Genomic DNA, 15,847 nt, shown 5'->3' with positions numbered 1-15,847 from the left:
AAGGTTAAGGGTGAAGGGTTGTTTCTTTCCCTTTTCCCATTCCCCTTTTTCCCCTTAACCGAAAAGTAGCGATGAAGCCCGGTGGATTACAGGGCAAAATATTCGCGTCAATGGCGGAATTGCATAAGTAGGTAGGCGTTGAAATTTATCGTTAAGGCAAGGCAAGAGGCAAGAGGCAAAAGGCAAAAGGGAAGAGACTTTAAGGGATTTTACATTTTGTAACATACCTCGGTTTTTTCAAGCCGACTTACTTAATCTAACAATTATTTACTTAGCTAATGAGAAAAGAAAAAATCATTTTGCCTGAGACTCTTAACAAATAACTAATGCCAAACGCCAAACAGCAAACACCCAATATAATGTCTATGGCAGCTAACCAAATAGGTGATTGAATATGAGCTAAAAAACGTTGTATGAAAACGTTGACAACGCTTATGTATATCAGTTAATTCACTGACTTTTGGCTTCTGTTTTACCCACGAAATCTCATTCCGCAACATCCTACAATTATGGATTTATCCAACTTTACTACACTTCAAAACTTAGAAGCTGCCTTCGGTGGCGAATCGATGGCAAATAGAAAGTATCTGTTTTTTGCTGATGTGGCGCATAAACTTGGGTTTACAGACATAGCGAAACTTTTTAAAGAAACAGCACATCAAGAAACAGAACACGCTTTTGCACATTTTGTTTTGCTACATCCAGAACTAGTTGTTCAAGATCCGGCGGCTTTAACTGACGAACAAAAGCGAGAAATTATCTCTCGTTGTTTATCTTTAGCAATTGAAGGCGAAACCTATGAATACACTACAATGTATCCAGAATTCGCCTCCGCTGCTCAACGCGATCGCGACAATCCTGCAGCCGAAGAATTTCTGAAACAAGCAAAAGAATCTAGCGAACACGCTACCACATTTCGTGAAGCCGCTCATCGTTTTGGTTTGCTGAAATTCATCGAAAATTACCACGCAGATCGCTACGCTGAAGCTTTAGAAGTATTAAATGGTGGACAAGCCGCAACCAGAGTTGCAGGTGAAGATCCAAAAACTCGGAAATGGATTTGCAGACAATGCAGCATGATTTACGATCCTGTTGCTGGCGATCCTGATTCCGGAATTGCTCCTGGTACAGCTTTTGAAGATATCCCTGATGATTGGCGTTGTCCAATTTGTGGCGCAACCAAAAAGACCTTTAAACCACTTGAGGAAAAACTCGCTGCCTAAAATTGTAAGATAGCAGTTATCTTGGCGATACCAAACTTCGTAGGGCACAACAATGTTGTGCCCTTATTGCTATTAATAACAAGCAAGGTGCTGATACACAATATATGGTTATCAATCAAAGCCAGTTACAATCAATATTAGCTCAACATAGTATTAAATCAGATACTCTAGAATTACTCTGGAAGGTTGACTCACAGCAAATATATGGCTTGACAGTTGCTGGTGCTGAAGCGATAAAGTATTGGCAACAACTTCGTCAGCTTGTGGATGAGACAGAACATTATCCTTTATTGCTAGGAAATCGAGATGAAGTTGAATCTCATCTAGAAACACTTAAATTCAACAACCAAGATTCCTCAATCTATCAATCCTTAACTGTTACTGAAATCATCACCCAAGCAGATGCTTTTAATGTAGATGAATGGCTGAATAATAAAGCGCAACAGCAAAGAGAAGAAAGAGCAACTTTATGGGCAGATGATAGTAACACTATAGAAATGCAGAATACTTTAGATCCACTTACCCAAATAGAAATTGGTGAATGGGACGATCTAATTTCTGAACAGCCACAAAGATATACAATTCCCTATAATATTTTGACTCGTCTACCACATCCAAATATAGTATTAGCAATGATTCCCACTAAATTGAGTTGGCAAGTTCCAGCTTTTCTGAAATTTGGTAATTGGAATGATTGCCCTCTACCAACAATACACGTGGGACTGATGAGATACTGGCAGCAGAAATATGGTGCAGAAGTCGTTGGGATTACCCATGATGTAGTAGAAATGTGCGTTAATCATCCTCCTCAAAATCGCGAAGATGCATTCCACCTAGCTCAAGAACAGTATATGTATTGTGCTGATATTGTAGACCAAAGCGTAGAAACGCTAAATAATTTAGCAGCTATGTTACTTAACAGAAAAGTTTGGTATTTCTGGTGGGATTAAGCCAGTAGTAAAACAAAGTGCGATCGCAGCCAGAATATCGGTTGAAAAAATCTCAGCTAACTGATGCCGTACTCTCGCTGCCAATACATCCTACGTGAACTGCAAAAATCAAATATGAGTTCTATAGAGGAATCCGATTTGATTTTTGAAAAAATCTAAGTATGTGTAGGGTGCGTTATCACGAAGTGTAACGCACCGTATTCTGGACTTTGGTGCGTTGCGCTGCGCGACAACACACCCTACGTGTATTTCAGAAATCAAATATGAGTTCTATAGAGTCTCTCTATTTATTTAAGTATACAGATATCTTTTTTTACAAAAATTATTGATTTTATTAATGTAAATTACCAGTGCAGGAAGCGATATCAGCCTAAACAAGGCGTTATCGGGCGGTATATCTACAAAAATGCGCGCTAAAGTATATAATCTCCTTATTGTATAAAATAAATTCCAAATACCACAATACTGAAAATAATGAGCAACTGGAAAACCAAACTCCTGACTAGTGGTTCTTTGTGCCTATTTTTGTTGTCTGCAACACTTCCAGTATTAGCTAAACCAGCCACGCAAAAAAAACCTGCGCCCACATCCTCTTCCAACTACGAACAAGCTAGAAAGCAACTACCTGAAGATTTTTATGCTCTTTATCGAGTGATAGATAGAATTGCACGTGCCAATGAATTGGATAATCGACCTTGGCGAGTTGTGACTATTGCTAAATATGATGTGAATGCATTTGCAACGGATGTCAATCTCATTGCTATCTATGATGGTATTCTTGACCAATTAGCTGGTGATTCTTCAGCATTAGCTTGTGTAGTTGCTCACGAAATGGGTCACCATGCTAAACGTCACATTGCAGTTGGTGTAGCTCAAAAAAATGAGTTAATTGCCAAAATAGAAGAAGAAGCCAAAAGAGAAGTTTTAGGAGAACAAAAAGCAGCAAATGAAGAGTCCACAGCGGCTGTTGTGGGTGGTGCTGTAGTGAATCGTGTAGTAGGAGGAACGGTTGGTGGCCTCTTAGGTTCGGTATTGGGTAATCAAGGCGTGCAACGCCAAGCAGATTCACAAAAACGCATTAATGAAATTATTGAAAGAAAGAAAAAAGAACTAGAAGAACGTATAGCTGAACAAGACAGACAACAAGAATTTGAAGCGGATGAAATTGGCTATATAGCTTCTGCAAAAGCTGGCTTTGATCCAGAAGGATGTCTGCGAGTTATGCAAGTTCTATCTCAAATTCCTGGTTCTGAAGCTGATTCTGGGCATCCAGCAGTACCTAAAAGAATTGAGGCTATTAAAGCTTTAATGATTAAATATCCACCTCAAACTTTAGCCAAAGAAGGTGAAGCTAGAATCTCTAAAACTAAGCCTTTAACTTATAACCTTTCTAAAGATAAAGCTTCTTTAAGAATTAACTCTATTCGTGGTGGTTCTCAAGCAGATGATATAGACCATAGATTTGGTAAATAGCAGGGATGAGGGGGGATGAGTGGGGATGAGTGGGATGGGAGATGAGGGGGATGAGGGAGAAATAATCAATGCCCCATGCCCTATGCCCCATGCCCCATCCCCAATTTAATATTGACTACCAGATTTCCGATGTTGAATAGCAGTGAAGCCATCATTTTCTAACACTTCTCCGCTATTAACTACGGCATAAATTAAATATCTGTCGCCGCATTCCAGTTGATTTTGGACTGTACATTCTAAATAAGCTAAAGCTTCATTCAAAATTAAGCAGCCATTTTCAGCAGTTTGAGTAGGAATATTTGCAAAGGGATTTTCGCCTAAACTGCTATTACGAGAAAAATAGCGCCGGACATTTCTACCTTCTTTAAGGATGTTCAGCACAAATTTGTCACCAGGATGACGCATTAAATCAGCATTTTGCTCTTGGGCGATCGCAATCATAATTCCTGGTGGGTTAAAAGTTGCCTGGGATACCCAAGAAGTTAAGATACCTTTGTGATTTTCTCCATCGTGAGTGGTGACGACGCACAAAGAACCGATAATTCTGCCTACTGCTTGTTCGGTGCGGTCCACTTGTGCTTCTGTGGCTACGAGGCGAGAAGCCCGCAGTTTCTTAGTTTTCTTCAAGTTTTGGGCAAAGGTTGCACCTGCATCTTGACACTGCTGTAATACATAGGGAGTTGGACTGAAGCGGACGCGAATTGTCTCAAACCCTAAACCATAATTGGCATCTTTGAGCTTACTTTCGATTAAATCAATCGCCTCGCCACTCCAACCGTAGGAACCAAACACCCCAGCTAACTTAGTTTTCGCACCTGAAGCTAGGACTATCCCTAAAGCAGTTTGAATTTGCGTCGGTGCGTGACCGCCTAAAGTCGGCGAACCAATAATTAAGCCGTCGCAAGCTTCAACAACGCGGGTAATTTCCGCCGCATCTGCGAGTTCACAGTTGATGGATTCGACATTAATCCCATTTTCAATTAAACCTTGAGCGATCGCCTGAGCTAAAATCGCTGTATTCCCATAAGCAGAGGCGTAAAGTAAGGCAACGCTTAACTCCTGAGACTTTTGACCTTGACACCATTGCCGATAATCATAGGTAAAACGGCTGAGGCTGTAACGCACAACCGGGCCATGTGCAGGTGCGTAAGATTTGGCGCTGAAAATTGCCAGTTTATCTAAAGCAGCTTCTACTTGTTTAGCTTGGGGAGCATGAAGACAATCAAAATAGTAACGACGTTCTGCATCTAAAGCTTTCCAATCTTCATCAAATAAGGCATCCTCACAAATATGAGCGCCAAAAAACTTGTCAGTGTAGAGAATTTTGGTTGCAGCATCGTAAGTACAAAGCCCATCAACCCAGTGTGGAGTAGGAACACTAATAAATGAGAGAAGATGTCCCTGACCTAAATCGAGAGTATCTTCTGAGCGCACAGCTTGAATCCGGGATTCCCATTCCGGAAAAGCGGTTTTGAGCGCATTCGCAGCTGCACGAGAGCAAATTAATGTAACTTGCGGCGCTAGGGATAGTAAAACCTTTAAAGTGGCTCGGCGGTTAGGATTGACATGACCCAGAACAATGTAATCAAGGGTGGTCAAATCTAATTGTTGTGCTAGTTGTGCTAAAAAAATCTCCGTAAAAGACTCACCGGGAGGGTCAATTAAAACCTTTTTATCAGCTTGAATCAAATAAGAATTTGCCGTAGTTCCCTTTTGGCGAGAATACTCAACTTCAAATTTGAGACGTTCCCAAGTACGCGATCGCAATATCAGCGTATTGGTACCAATTTCAGCTAACTGAACATCTCGAGAACGGTTGGGGGTTAGGGTTGCGGTTGACATAGTTGGGATTGGGGATTGGGGAACTCGGGGCCCCCTCTGGGGATAAGGGGTAATGGGGATTAGGGATTGGGCATTGGGCATGGGGCATGGGGCATTGGGTAATTGGTGTTGAGTATTTCTCCCTCATCTACCTCATCACCCTCATCCCCCTCTGCTTGCTATCGTCCGTTACTGTTTGCTAATTCTGTTTTATGGAGGCGTTGATAGCGTTTAGATACTTCTTGTTCTGGATCTATGCCTTCAAATGTTGGGGGTAGCCAAACTCGTAAGAAAAGTAGTACTCCCAAAACGAGTAAGAATGCACAAGTGGCTAAAACTTGGCTGGAACTAATTTCTAGTACGCCTTTGACAATCACTTCTCTTAACGCTGAGACAATGGAAACTTCGACGGCTACACCAATCGAAATGCGTTGTTCTTGGAGGTAAATTATGAGGAGCCGAAATAACTCAACTAAGATCAGTAAAAACAGAATATCGGCTGTGACTACATGGAAATCTAATGGAGGGAGCAAGGAGAAAAACATATCTCTCACTTGAATCACCATGAAACTAAATAAACCCATGCACAAGGAAATCACAATCATGTCTTGGATAAATTCCAAGGTTCGCAGAATGCGCCCCCGATTGATTTCATAAGCGGGGATTGAGTTCTTTTCAACAGGCTGATACATATTGGGGGGATTGGGGATTGGGGACAAGATAAATTGAAGAAGGCAGAGGGCAGATGGCAGAAGAGAATTCTGCCTTCTTCCATATAAAAAGTCGAGCATTTATAAGTTTGAGTCGAATTTTTACATCTTTGTCTGCTTTTTTCTCGTGAAAAGTCGAGCATTTATAAGTTTGGGTCGAATTTTTACAGCTTTGTCTGCTTTTTTTCTCGTGAAAAGTCGAGCATTTATAAGTTTGAGTCGAATTTTTACAGCTTTGTCTGCTTTTTTCTCGTAAAAAATGGTGTCTTCACAAGTTTTGTGGCATTTTTTGCCATAAACTTCTGCAAAAATTTGCGAATAGGGAACAGGGAAAAATAAATCATGCCCTATGCCCCATGCCCCATGCCCAAATTTAGTAATGATTGCCAATTTTGCGGTGGTGGACGGCGGTGAGGGCGTTGACTTTGGCAACTCGTCCGGTTTGGACTGTGCTGTAAATAATCCAATGATCGCCACAATCTATGCGGCTGGTGATTTCGCATTCCATGTAGGCTAAGGCTTCGGCTAAAATGGGGGAGCCATTGTTGGCTGGATAGGTTTTGATTCCGGCAAAGCGATCGCCACCAGGGGGGAAGCGCTTGAGGAAATGTTTCATTAAGCCTTGGTAATTGCCTTCTTCTAAAACATTAAGAACAAAGCGATCGCCTACGTGCATTAATGATTCAATAGCGCGGTCTTTGGAGACTGCGATCGCTACTCCTAAAGGATTTAAGCTGGCTTGAGTTACCCAAGAAGCGAACATTGCGCTTTGAACTTCTCCTTTTTTGGCAGTAATAATGTAGAGTCCGTTGCTAATTCTGCCTAAGGCTTTTTCTAAATTGGTGTTGATGGATTTGATTTGTTTGATAGTGCGATCGCGGGTTAACCATTGACCCATATCTGTACCCGCTTCATCACACAATTGTTCTAGGGAAGCAGTGGGACTTTCTTTAACTAAAATTGGGGGGAAGGCTTCTGTTAATCCTAATTCCTGAAATTTGTTGCGTAGGGGATAAACTGGTTCATCTTCGCCACCACCAGATTCTAATAAACCAATGCTTTGTTTATTATGAGCCGCCGCTAAAATTGTGCTAATTGCCGCTTGAGCATTAACTGCATTTTGGGCAGGCATACTAATAATTAACCCAGCAGCTTGTCCTACTAATTCCCGGACTTCTTGTGGTTCGGCGCTGTTGATATCAACTAATTCTACTGCTACACCTGTTCTTGTACAGCCATGCGCGATGGTTCTTACTAAATGTTCGCTATAGCCGTAATCTTCGGCATAAAATAGCGCCACTAATTTCTCAGTTTTTGCTTGTTCTAAGCTCCAGTTTTGATACCGTCCCAGCCATTCGGGAATATAGTTTTTCAGTAAAGGCCCGTGTCCGGTAGCAACTGTACCAATCTCTAAATTTTCAATCCGCTTTAAAGCTGCTAATACAGAGCGGGCATTCGGCCCCATTAAACAATCATAGTAATATTTAAAATCATCTTCGATCACATTAAAATTCTCATCATAGGTGTGATCGTCGCAGTAGTGCATTCCAAATACATCGCAGGTGTAGAGAATGCCTGTTTTATGGTCGTAAGTCAAAATTGTGTCAGGCCAATGTAAGTTAGGCGCAGAGATAAATTCTAATTCGTGCCCATCTCCTAATGCTAAACGCTGTCCACTCTTCACCTGGATAGATTTAAATGGCTGGTGAATCATGTTTTCCAGAAATTGAATTGCCACCTTCGCTGCCACAATGGTGATATTGGGAGCTAATTGTAAGATGTCTTTAACTAAAGCACTATGATCGGGTTCGGTGTGGCTGACAATTAAGTAATCTATTTTTGTGGGGTCAATGATTCCTGTTAGCAATTCTAGATATAATTGCTCAAATTTGCGATGGGAAGTATCAACCAAAGCAATTTTTTCATCCTGAATTAAAAAAGAATTATAGGTTGTTCCATTACGTAAGCCAAATTCAATATCAAAGCGTTCTCTATCCCAGTCCAGACAACGAATAGCGGTTGTTTGTGGTGCAATTTCTACAGTTTCAATTGTCAATAGTCCGGGAGAAGCAAGCGTTTGTGGGGCTTTTGTAAGTAAGTTCATGTGATTTATCTAAAAATATTTTCTTTAGTTAATGTGCTTATTTCTATAATTGCTACAAAATAGTGAATTAGTAAAATGTTTATTTCTAAAGTAAGCCATCAGAAACATTTATTGTTGATGAGCGTGTAATTACCATTGATTAATATCAATGTTTATCATCAAGGCTTTAAATAATAAATTTAAGAGATGGAAGTGACAAATATTTTTAGATTTCATTTACTTGATTTAGATACCCGACTTCTTCAAGAAGTCGGGTATCTAGGCACTACAGTTTGATTCATCAATTAGAAACCTGACTGCCATCTTTCATAGTGAAAATACTGAGAAATAGTCAAACATCGCTAAATAAATAACTCTTGTAGAGCCTAATTGCATCTGCGATCGCCAACCTTTGATGCGCTTAAATGTAGCTCTAAATACAATTTTTGGGCATTTTTTGCTTTTTAATACAATAGACTGTTGCAAAAAACCTATATCTTTAGGTTGGAATTCCTATCTATCTAAAGAAGTAAATACTTGCTATCTCAGCAGTTTCATCTTATAAATGGATAACTCGTACAAAGTTAAAAAGACAAACTAGCTATTCTGCTTTTAAGTTGCACAATCCATCGTGAGGGCTGTTGACAGTTGACAGTTGACAGTTGACCGTTAACTGTTAACTGTTAACAGCCCTGATTAGTAGTTATGCAATTTTAGACGCGCATTAGCTTACTTTTCGGTTCGTGGAGTTGTTTTACTTTGGGACAAACAATAGTTTGTCTAATGATGGTGGATTTACATAGTGCGTAGTTGCAATTAGTTGGGAAGTATTGGCAAGGCTGACAGAAGACGCATAAATCCACATTTTTTCCTCAATATCAGAACCGCTTCAGCTGGAAAACTCAAGGATGAAATACTGGATTAGGAAATTAGTAATCTGTATCTTTTTTGTCTATCACTGGTTATTAGGAACTAATTACGCAGCCGCCAATCAACTTGCCAATATAGATGTGCCGCAATTCCATGCAGTGACAGCAGTGGAAAATATCGCCAGTGCGGACAATATTTTTATTGATAGTAGAAGAGAAGATTTGCGGCGATTTCGTGAGATAGTTAAAGCCACAGAGAAATTAGAGGGATTGTTTACCCTTTACCGCAGCCATGAAGAGGGCAGAACTTATTGGGAAATTAAGCCAGAACAACTCAATAAAAATTACTTAGCGACAGTCACATTAGAATCGGGATTAGGGGAAAGTGGGATTTATAGTGGATTACCCATAACTGATTTTCTCTTCTATTTCCGACGAGTCAATCACAATTTGCACTTTGTAGTGCGGAATGTGAAATTTCGTACAGAAGAAGGTGAACCAGAACAGCGATCGCTTGCTCGTTCTTTTAGCGATTCGGTTCTCTATGCATTGCCAATCGACACTATAGATCCGCGTAGTAAAAATATTCTGATTAACCTGGATGACTTACTCATGCAGGATTTCCCAGGTTTAACTCCTATATTGAAATACTCTTTACAGGCTGATTACCGCTTAGAACCCAGCAAGTCTTATTTTGGCGATATTAACAGCTTACCGGAAAATCTAGAGATTGATTCTATTTACGGTTTTTACTCACCAGAAGGTGCAAATTTAGTTACTTTACCCGATAGCCGCGCACTTTCTTTAAAAGTACATTATAGTTTTTCCCAACTGCCAGAAAACAACGGTTATATTCCTAGACTCGCTGATGATAGAGTGGGATATTTTATTACCGCATTCCAAGATTTTTCTCATCACAAGAGTCACGATCCATTTGTACGTTATATTAATCGTTGGCATCTAGAACCATCCGACCCCAACGCACCTTTATCGCCACCGAAACAGCCGATTGTATTTTGGATTGAAAATGCTGTACCCCTAGAATACCGTGACGCAATCCGCGAAGGTGTGCTGATGTGGAATAAAGCATTCACCAAAGCCGGATTCCAAAACGCCATTGAAGTGCGACAAATGCCAGATGATGCTGATTGGTATCCCGCAGATGTGCGTTACAACACTATTCGTTGGTTTAATTCTTTAGATGCAGGTTTTGCCAAAGGGCCGACACGTGTTAACCCATTTACCGGGGAAATACTGGACGCAGATATTATTGTTGATGCGAATATGGTGCGCTCAATTCAGCAAGAATATCGCGCCTACGCAGAGTCAGGGAATAGCAAAAATAAATTAGATGGTTGTGATGTCGCAGGTTTTCAGAGAGATTCGGAACTCTGTTATGGAAGGGAAGCGACAAATCAAGCCGCTATTGGGGCGTTGGCGTTGTCATTGTTGCCTGACACGACACCAACTAGCGCAGCTATGCAGGAATATGTGCAGCAATATTTGCGTTCTTTAATTGCCCATGAAGTCGGGCATACTTTGGGCTTACGTCATAATTTTCACGGCAGCACCATGTTAGCGCCCCAAGAATTAAATAACACCGAAATCACCCACAGCAAAGGTTTAGCGGGTTCGGTGATGGATTATTTACCCGTGAATATCGCACCGATGGGTGTAGAACAAGGTGATTATTTCCCTGGGATGATTGGCCCTTATGATGAATGGGCAATTGAGTATGGTTATAAAATCAACCCAGAAGCCACAACTGATGCGATGCTACCAGAAGCCGAAAAAAGCTTCTTAGAAAAGATTGCCCTAGCATCACCACAGCCAGAATTATCCTACGCTACAGATGAAGATATTTGGGATATTAACCCCCTAGCAAACCTCTGGGATATGAGTAGTGATGTACTAATATATTCCCAATGGCAAATGGATAACGCCCGTGTGATGTGGGAACGCCTCGATCAGCGTTATTTATCGCCTGGAGAAAGCTATAGTAATCTGCGCGCCTTATTTAATCGCGTCCTCAGATATTATTTTCGTAACGCTACCTTAGTTTCTCAATATATTGGTGGACAATCATTTCGGCGTGTTCATGCTGGTGATGAAACTTCCTGGGCTTTTGTACCAGTTTCTTTGGAAAAACAACGTCAAGCTTTAGCAAAGTTGCAAGAATATGTATTTGCTGAGGATGCTTTTAACTTCTCACCGCAATTACTCAATCAACTAGCACCATCACGCTGGCAACATTGGGGAAATCCTATCCCAAATGATCGCCTAGATTATCCCCTACATGATCGCATTTTAAAATTCCAAAGTCGAGTATTGCGATCGCTCCTCAATAGCGATCGCCTCAGTCGCCTGCAAGATATAGAATTAAAAACACAGCCTGGAGAAGCTCTTTCCATCCCGGAACTATTTGAAACCTTACAACAAGGTATCTGGACAGAAGTTTTCACTTCTACAGAACCAAAACCCATTTCTAGCCTGCGCCGTTCCTTACAACGCGAATATCTCAATATCTTGCTAGAAATGATGTTGCGAAATACCAACACACCAGAAGACGGACGCACATTAGCTTGGTACGAATTGCGTCAACTGCAAACCGCAGTTGACAACAGGCTCAAAGACTTGGGCGAAAACATTGATATTTCCACATTAGCCCATTTGCAAGTCACGAGCGATCGCATCACTAAAGCATTAGGGGGGGACTAGGGATTAGGGATTGGGGACTGGGTATTGGGGACTATTGTGGAATCGATGTTTGTTTGGTATTTTGAAATTGTATAATCAATAACCCCTAGCGCTGAATTTGTCAAGCTTTGTTGCAACTTCCTTGTCAGCAAATAAAATGCCGTTACATTGAAGATAACTCTCCACTAAAATCAAGTTGGGGGAAATATTAGCCATGACCGGAATAATTTTATTGTCAGTTTTCTGCTTCCTTTGGTTGCTTGGCTTCTCTCTTTTAGCAGAAGCTTGGTTTTACGAAGAAGAACAACAATAACAACTCAAAATTCAAAACATTTTAGTTAATTTGCATATTTCCAGTGCATAAAAATTCTATGGGGTGGGCATCTTGCTCACCCCGATTATGTAATACCAATTTAAATAATGTTGGCGACACATGAATGATATTCTAGAGGACAAGGCATTGCCTTACCCTCAGAATAAATATTAAGACTTACGCAAAAGTAACGGAATTACGTCATTACGAGCGCAGCGACGTAATCGCCTGAGATTCTGGGATTGCTTCCCTACACTTCGTTCCGGTCGCAATGACAAATTTTGCTTGCGTAAGTCCTGAATATATATAACGCGTCGAATTATGGCTTCTTCTGCGCCAAATTATACTTAACTTCGATTTCAAAATTACTTTCCGCCGAACCCTCAGTTAAAAACGGAATCCCCGTTTTCCCACCCAACTTGATACCAAATTTAACAGTGACCTCTTCTGCGTCAGGTATATTCTTAAAAGCCCCAACAGCTAACTTGGCATAATTACGAATCTTACTCTGAAACTCTTGAATTTTTACTGTAGGTAAAATATCACGGTATCCAGGTTCCTCATCTTCTGGAACCTCAGCAGCTTCCTTAGATTCCACATAGATTTCGTACTCTTGATCATCATCTTTGACAATCAGCCTTTGTACTTCTGACATTTGGTAGCCTCAGTTAGTTTTTTGGTTGTTATTCTAGTACTATTACGTAAAAATGACTGCCACAGAGATATGGCTCGATATGCCCTAGTAATTGGCATTGCCAAGTATGACAACTTCACAAATCTACCAAAAGCTGTTGATGATGCAGAAAAAATCGCACAGCTATTAAAAGAACACGGTCGCTTTGATGTGCAGCCGTTACCTGGTAAATTAATCGAGACTGAAAATTGCTCTTCAGTCACTGCTGATAAAAAATTACTGGGTAAAGAACTCGGTCAAGTGCTGAGGATGTTTTTACTGGAGAAAGCCAAGGGTAGCGAAGCACTGATTTATTTCGCCGGACATGGATTTGAAGCACCCAGCCTGACAGGTGAACCGAAGGGGTATTTGGCTACTTCAGATTGTCATAAAGACGGGCAAAATGCGATCGCCACTCTATTGAAGCTTTTAACTTCAGTTTCCGCCATCAGAACTTGGGGTGAACGAAAAAAAGGTGTGGGAGAGTAGTTAGCGGAGAAGTTACGAAATCTCTCTATCAATTGCTTGCTCTATCTCTGCTGAAAAAAGGGGGGATGACCACCTGTATGCTGATACAACAGCGCTTCCATACCTGAAACATTGTAACGATGTACCCACTCCATTACTGTCTGAGGGTTGCGTCCTGTTTCCTCACCTACCCGCGTCGCGCTTTTTCCATTACATATCTCATATAGTGCCATTAAACGCTCACGGGTACGACTATGATCTGCTTTTAACGCTTCTTCTCTCAATATTGAGGCACTTTGATTCCAGCGATCGCATTCCACTTTGAGCATCCCTGTTTCGTTCTCCACTACACCCACTGATTAAGAGTAATATTTTTTGTGTCAAAACTCCAGTTCTCAACATGGATGAGGTTTAAATATTAAATATTTCTTGTTTCCCGGTTTCCTAGAAAAATTTTTGATGATATATTTATATCTTCTTTGCCGTATCAGGATACTTATACTAATTAGTAAAGAGAGGGTAACATATTCAAAAACTAAAACCTAGATGATGTCGAAGTTTCTTAAATTTTCATTTTGAATTGGTATTAGTAGTATTCATTCTTGATATTGTGAATTGTCCCTGTCTATTATTATTCGTGGGTTGATTTGTGAAAGTTCTTGTTTACTGTAAGTACTTTAGTTTCAAGAATCCACTAGACAAGCCAAAGATGGAGACGTTTGTTGTGGATTTGCCACAAATTCCTAGGATTGGTGAAACCATTATGGTTGAGAGAATGTCGCCAACTAAACAATGTGTCATTATTTTTGAATATATTGTAACTGCAGTACAGTTTAATGCCTCCAACGAATCAGTCGATACACCAAATGCTAGGGTAAACGCCTGTTTAAATCACTGTTGGGAAGGGACTTCAAATTTCAAAGTAACAAACTTTTTAGAGAAATAATTGCAGTATTTATACAACTGCTAAATATATGAATTTGATTTGATTTATGAAAAATATCACTTAATAAAGGTGCGTTACGCTGAAGCTAACGCACCCTACTAGACTGACACGACTAAAATAGTGCATAAAAAAACTCTTGTGGGATGGGTGTCTCACCCGTCCAGGGCGGACAAGATGTCCACCCCACAAGAAAAATTATTGCAACATTTTAGCTGTGTCAATCCACTACTAGTGTGAATTTCAACAATCTAATACAAGTCATATATCTAAGTTGATATTGTCTGCTATATAGGGGTTTTTGAGAGTATTTCTTAGTCATAACTGCAGCCTGAATGGTAAATGATTTCTTCAAACATCCAATCAGAAATTGCCGAGAAATATTCAACAATAAACTCTAAAATTAGTTACAGTTCTTATGATACTGTCTATCTCTAGATTAGAGAAATATACTTTTTTGCCAACAAGGTGAGGAGATAAAATTTAGCCTTATGTACGATTGTATCATCGTTGGAGCCGGGCCATCTGGTGGAACAGCCGCGTATCATTTAGCCAAGCGGGGTCACTCAGTATTAATTTTAGAAAAAGAATCCTTGCCAAGATACAAACCCTGTGGTGGTGGGGTATCCCCAATAATTGCTCAATGGTTTGACTTTGATTTTAGCCCAGCAATTTCGGTGAAAGTAGACTCTTTACGCTTTACCTGGAACTTGGAAGACCCTGTAGAAGCGAAAATACCCAATAAAGAACCGATTTGGATGGTGCGGCGAGATGTTTTTGATCATTTTTTAGTTCAGCAAGCCCAGAAGCAAGGGGCAGAACTCAAAGATAAAACTGAGGTAACTGGTATTGAGTTTCAAGGTGATGCTTGGCAGGTGAACACCGCCAACGGCCCAGTTACAGGTCGTTACTTAATCGCGGCTGACGGTGCTAAAGGGCCAATGGCAAAATGGCTAGGTTTTAAAGACCGCAAACGTCACTTAGCAGGCGCTTTAGAGGCAGAAGTTCCCGCCGATGTTGAGAATACATCAATAGCTCATTTTGAGTTTGGGATGGTCAAAAATGGCTATATTTGGAACTTTCCCAAGGCTGATGGTTATTCTCTTGGTGTTGGTACTTTTATTGGTGGCGCACCCCAAGATTTTAAGAAAATTTTGGATGATTACTCTCAATCTTTTAATGTAGATGTCAAAATTTGCAAGCAATATGGTCATCCTATTTGCTTGTGGAATGGTAATCAAAAGCTACATACTCAAAATGCAATTTTGGCTGGGGAAGCAGCTTGTGTAGTTGACCCAATGACAGCAGAGGGTATTCGTCCTTCGATTTTTAGCGGATTGCTAGCAGCCAACGCTATTAATGAGGCACTTGCAGGCGATATCAATTCTTTAGAAGCATATACCAATGCTATTAACGAACAATGGGGTACAGAAATGGCATGGGCACAAAAATTAGCTAATGCATTTTATCGGTTCCCCAAAATTGGTTACAAAGTAGGCGTTAAAAGCCCCACTGGTGCCCAAACTATGGGTAGAATTCTATGCGGCGAATTGCGCTATGCCGATGTTGCAAGCCGGGCGCTGAAGCGGCTGATTCCGGGGTTTGGGGGGTAGGGGATTGGGGA

At 40.7% G+C, this 15,847-nt stretch carries 13 protein-coding genes; 7 read left to right on the top strand and 6 right to left on the bottom strand.

Annotated features, from left to right (window positions below; translation table 11 throughout):
* The first annotated feature begins 509 nt into the window (after positions 1–509).
* The 3 genes from rd to HG267_RS19215 all read left to right on the top strand — a co-directional run bounded on the left by rd (position 510) and on the right by HG267_RS19215 (position 3,646).
* Entirely contained in the window at positions 510–1,223 is a 714-nt protein-coding gene (gene rd / locus HG267_RS41745) for a rubredoxin (protein WP_045867661.1), read from the top strand.
* A 104-nt stretch (positions 1,224–1,327) separates the two neighbouring features.
* On the top strand, positions 1,328–2,173 hold the full coding sequence (locus HG267_RS19220) for a DUF4253 domain-containing protein (protein ID WP_052335032.1): 846 nt from the start codon (positions 1,328–1,330) through the stop codon (positions 2,171–2,173).
* 474 nt (positions 2,174–2,647) lie between these two features.
* Positions 2,648–3,646 carry a M48 family metallopeptidase gene (locus tag HG267_RS19215; RefSeq protein WP_045867662.1) on the top strand — a complete coding sequence of 333 codons (999 nt, stop codon included), beginning with the start codon at positions 2,648–2,650 and terminating at the stop codon, positions 3,644–3,646.
* A gap of 105 nt (positions 3,647–3,751) precedes the next feature.
* Here the strand turns inward: HG267_RS19215 and HG267_RS19210 are convergent, their stop codons facing one another.
* The 4 genes from HG267_RS19210 to HG267_RS19195 form a co-directional block, all read right to left on the bottom strand.
* Positions 3,752–5,488 (bottom strand): diflavin flavoprotein, encoded by a 1,737-nt coding sequence (locus HG267_RS19210; protein ID WP_096622198.1) that lies wholly within the window; start codon positions 5,486–5,488, stop codon positions 3,752–3,754.
* 158 nt (positions 5,489–5,646) lie between these two features.
* Positions 5,647–6,159 carry a phosphate-starvation-inducible PsiE family protein gene (locus HG267_RS19205; RefSeq protein ID WP_045867663.1) on the bottom strand — a complete coding sequence of 171 codons (513 nt, stop codon included), beginning with the start codon at positions 6,157–6,159 and terminating at the stop codon, positions 5,647–5,649.
* 120 nt (positions 6,160–6,279) lie between these two features.
* Entirely contained in the window at positions 6,280–6,567 is a 288-nt protein-coding gene (locus tag HG267_RS19200) for a hypothetical protein (RefSeq protein WP_045867664.1), read from the bottom strand.
* Entirely contained in the window at positions 6,551–8,281 is a 1,731-nt protein-coding gene (locus tag HG267_RS19195; RefSeq protein WP_045867665.1) for a diflavin flavoprotein, read from the bottom strand. The genes HG267_RS19200 and HG267_RS19195 overlap by 17 nt, the downstream gene beginning before the upstream one ends.
* Before the next feature lie 887 nt (positions 8,282–9,168).
* Here HG267_RS19195 and HG267_RS19190 point away from each other — a divergent pair.
* A complete protein-coding gene (locus tag HG267_RS19190; protein WP_045867666.1) occupies positions 9,169–11,847 on the top strand; it encodes a zinc-dependent metalloprotease in 2,679 nt (892 codons plus the stop codon).
* Positions 11,848–12,458: 611 nt separating this feature from the next.
* On the opposite strand, the gene HG267_RS19185 is transcribed toward HG267_RS19190, so the two are convergent.
* Positions 12,459–12,794, bottom strand: coding sequence for a CU044_2847 family protein (locus HG267_RS19185; protein ID WP_045867667.1), 336 nt, complete (start codon positions 12,792–12,794; stop codon positions 12,459–12,461).
* A 69-nt stretch (positions 12,795–12,863) separates the two neighbouring features.
* On the opposite strand from HG267_RS19185, the gene HG267_RS19180 reads away from it, so the two are divergent.
* A complete protein-coding gene (locus tag HG267_RS19180; RefSeq protein ID WP_045867668.1) occupies positions 12,864–13,301 on the top strand; it encodes a caspase family protein in 438 nt (145 codons plus the stop codon).
* Between the two features lie 41 nt (positions 13,302–13,342).
* Here HG267_RS19180 and HG267_RS19175 read toward each other — a convergent pair whose 3' ends face one another.
* Complete coding sequence (locus HG267_RS19175; protein ID WP_155538915.1) at positions 13,343–13,627, bottom strand: helix-turn-helix domain-containing protein; 285 nt, start codon at positions 13,625–13,627, stop codon at positions 13,343–13,345.
* Between the two features lie 377 nt (positions 13,628–14,004).
* On the opposite strand from HG267_RS19175, the gene HG267_RS19170 reads away from it, so the two are divergent.
* Together HG267_RS19170 and HG267_RS19165 are read left to right on the top strand one after the other, a co-directional pair.
* The gene (locus HG267_RS19170; protein ID WP_228045591.1) at positions 14,005–14,226 is read left to right on the top strand and encodes a hypothetical protein; all 222 of its coding nucleotides are present in this window, start codon (positions 14,005–14,007) and stop codon (positions 14,224–14,226) included.
* A 488-nt stretch (positions 14,227–14,714) separates the two neighbouring features.
* Positions 14,715–15,836, top strand: a complete 1,122-nt coding sequence (locus HG267_RS19165) for a geranylgeranyl reductase family protein (protein ID WP_045867671.1) — start codon at positions 14,715–14,717, stop codon at positions 15,834–15,836.
* Positions 15,837–15,847: the final 11 nt, after the last annotated feature.

This window comes from Tolypothrix sp. PCC 7601 (assembly GCF_025677855.1).
Taxonomy (GTDB): Bacteria; Cyanobacteriota; Cyanobacteriia; order Cyanobacteriales; family Nostocaceae; genus Aulosira; species Aulosira diplosiphon.
This window is presented reverse-complemented; position numbering and strand designations above follow the sequence as displayed.

Bases quoted from the DNA above. Each gene is read 5' to 3' on its own strand.
- rd (WP_045867661.1), top strand. From the start codon at position 510: ATGGATTTATCCAACTTTACTACACTTCAAAACTTAGAAGCTGCCTTC.
- HG267_RS19220 (WP_052335032.1), top strand. From the start codon at position 1,328: ATGGTTATCAATCAAAGCCAGTTACAATCAATATTAGCTCAACATAGT.
- HG267_RS19215 (WP_045867662.1), top strand. From the start codon at position 2,648: ATGAGCAACTGGAAAACCAAACTCCTGACTAGTGGTTCTTTGTGCCTA.
- HG267_RS19210 (WP_096622198.1), bottom strand. From the start codon at position 5,488: ATGTCAACCGCAACCCTAACCCCCAACCGTTCTCGAGATGTTCAGTTA.
- HG267_RS19205 (WP_045867663.1), bottom strand. From the start codon at position 6,159: ATGTATCAGCCTGTTGAAAAGAACTCAATCCCCGCTTATGAAATCAAT.
- HG267_RS19195 (WP_045867665.1), bottom strand. From the start codon at position 8,281: ATGAACTTACTTACAAAAGCCCCACAAACGCTTGCTTCTCCCGGACTA.
- HG267_RS19190 (WP_045867666.1), top strand. From the start codon at position 9,169: ATGAAATACTGGATTAGGAAATTAGTAATCTGTATCTTTTTTGTCTAT.
- HG267_RS19185 (WP_045867667.1), bottom strand. From the start codon at position 12,794: ATGTCAGAAGTACAAAGGCTGATTGTCAAAGATGATGATCAAGAGTAC.
- HG267_RS19180 (WP_045867668.1), top strand. From the start codon at position 12,864: ATGGCTCGATATGCCCTAGTAATTGGCATTGCCAAGTATGACAACTTC.
- HG267_RS19165 (WP_045867671.1), top strand. From the start codon at position 14,715: ATGTACGATTGTATCATCGTTGGAGCCGGGCCATCTGGTGGAACAGCC.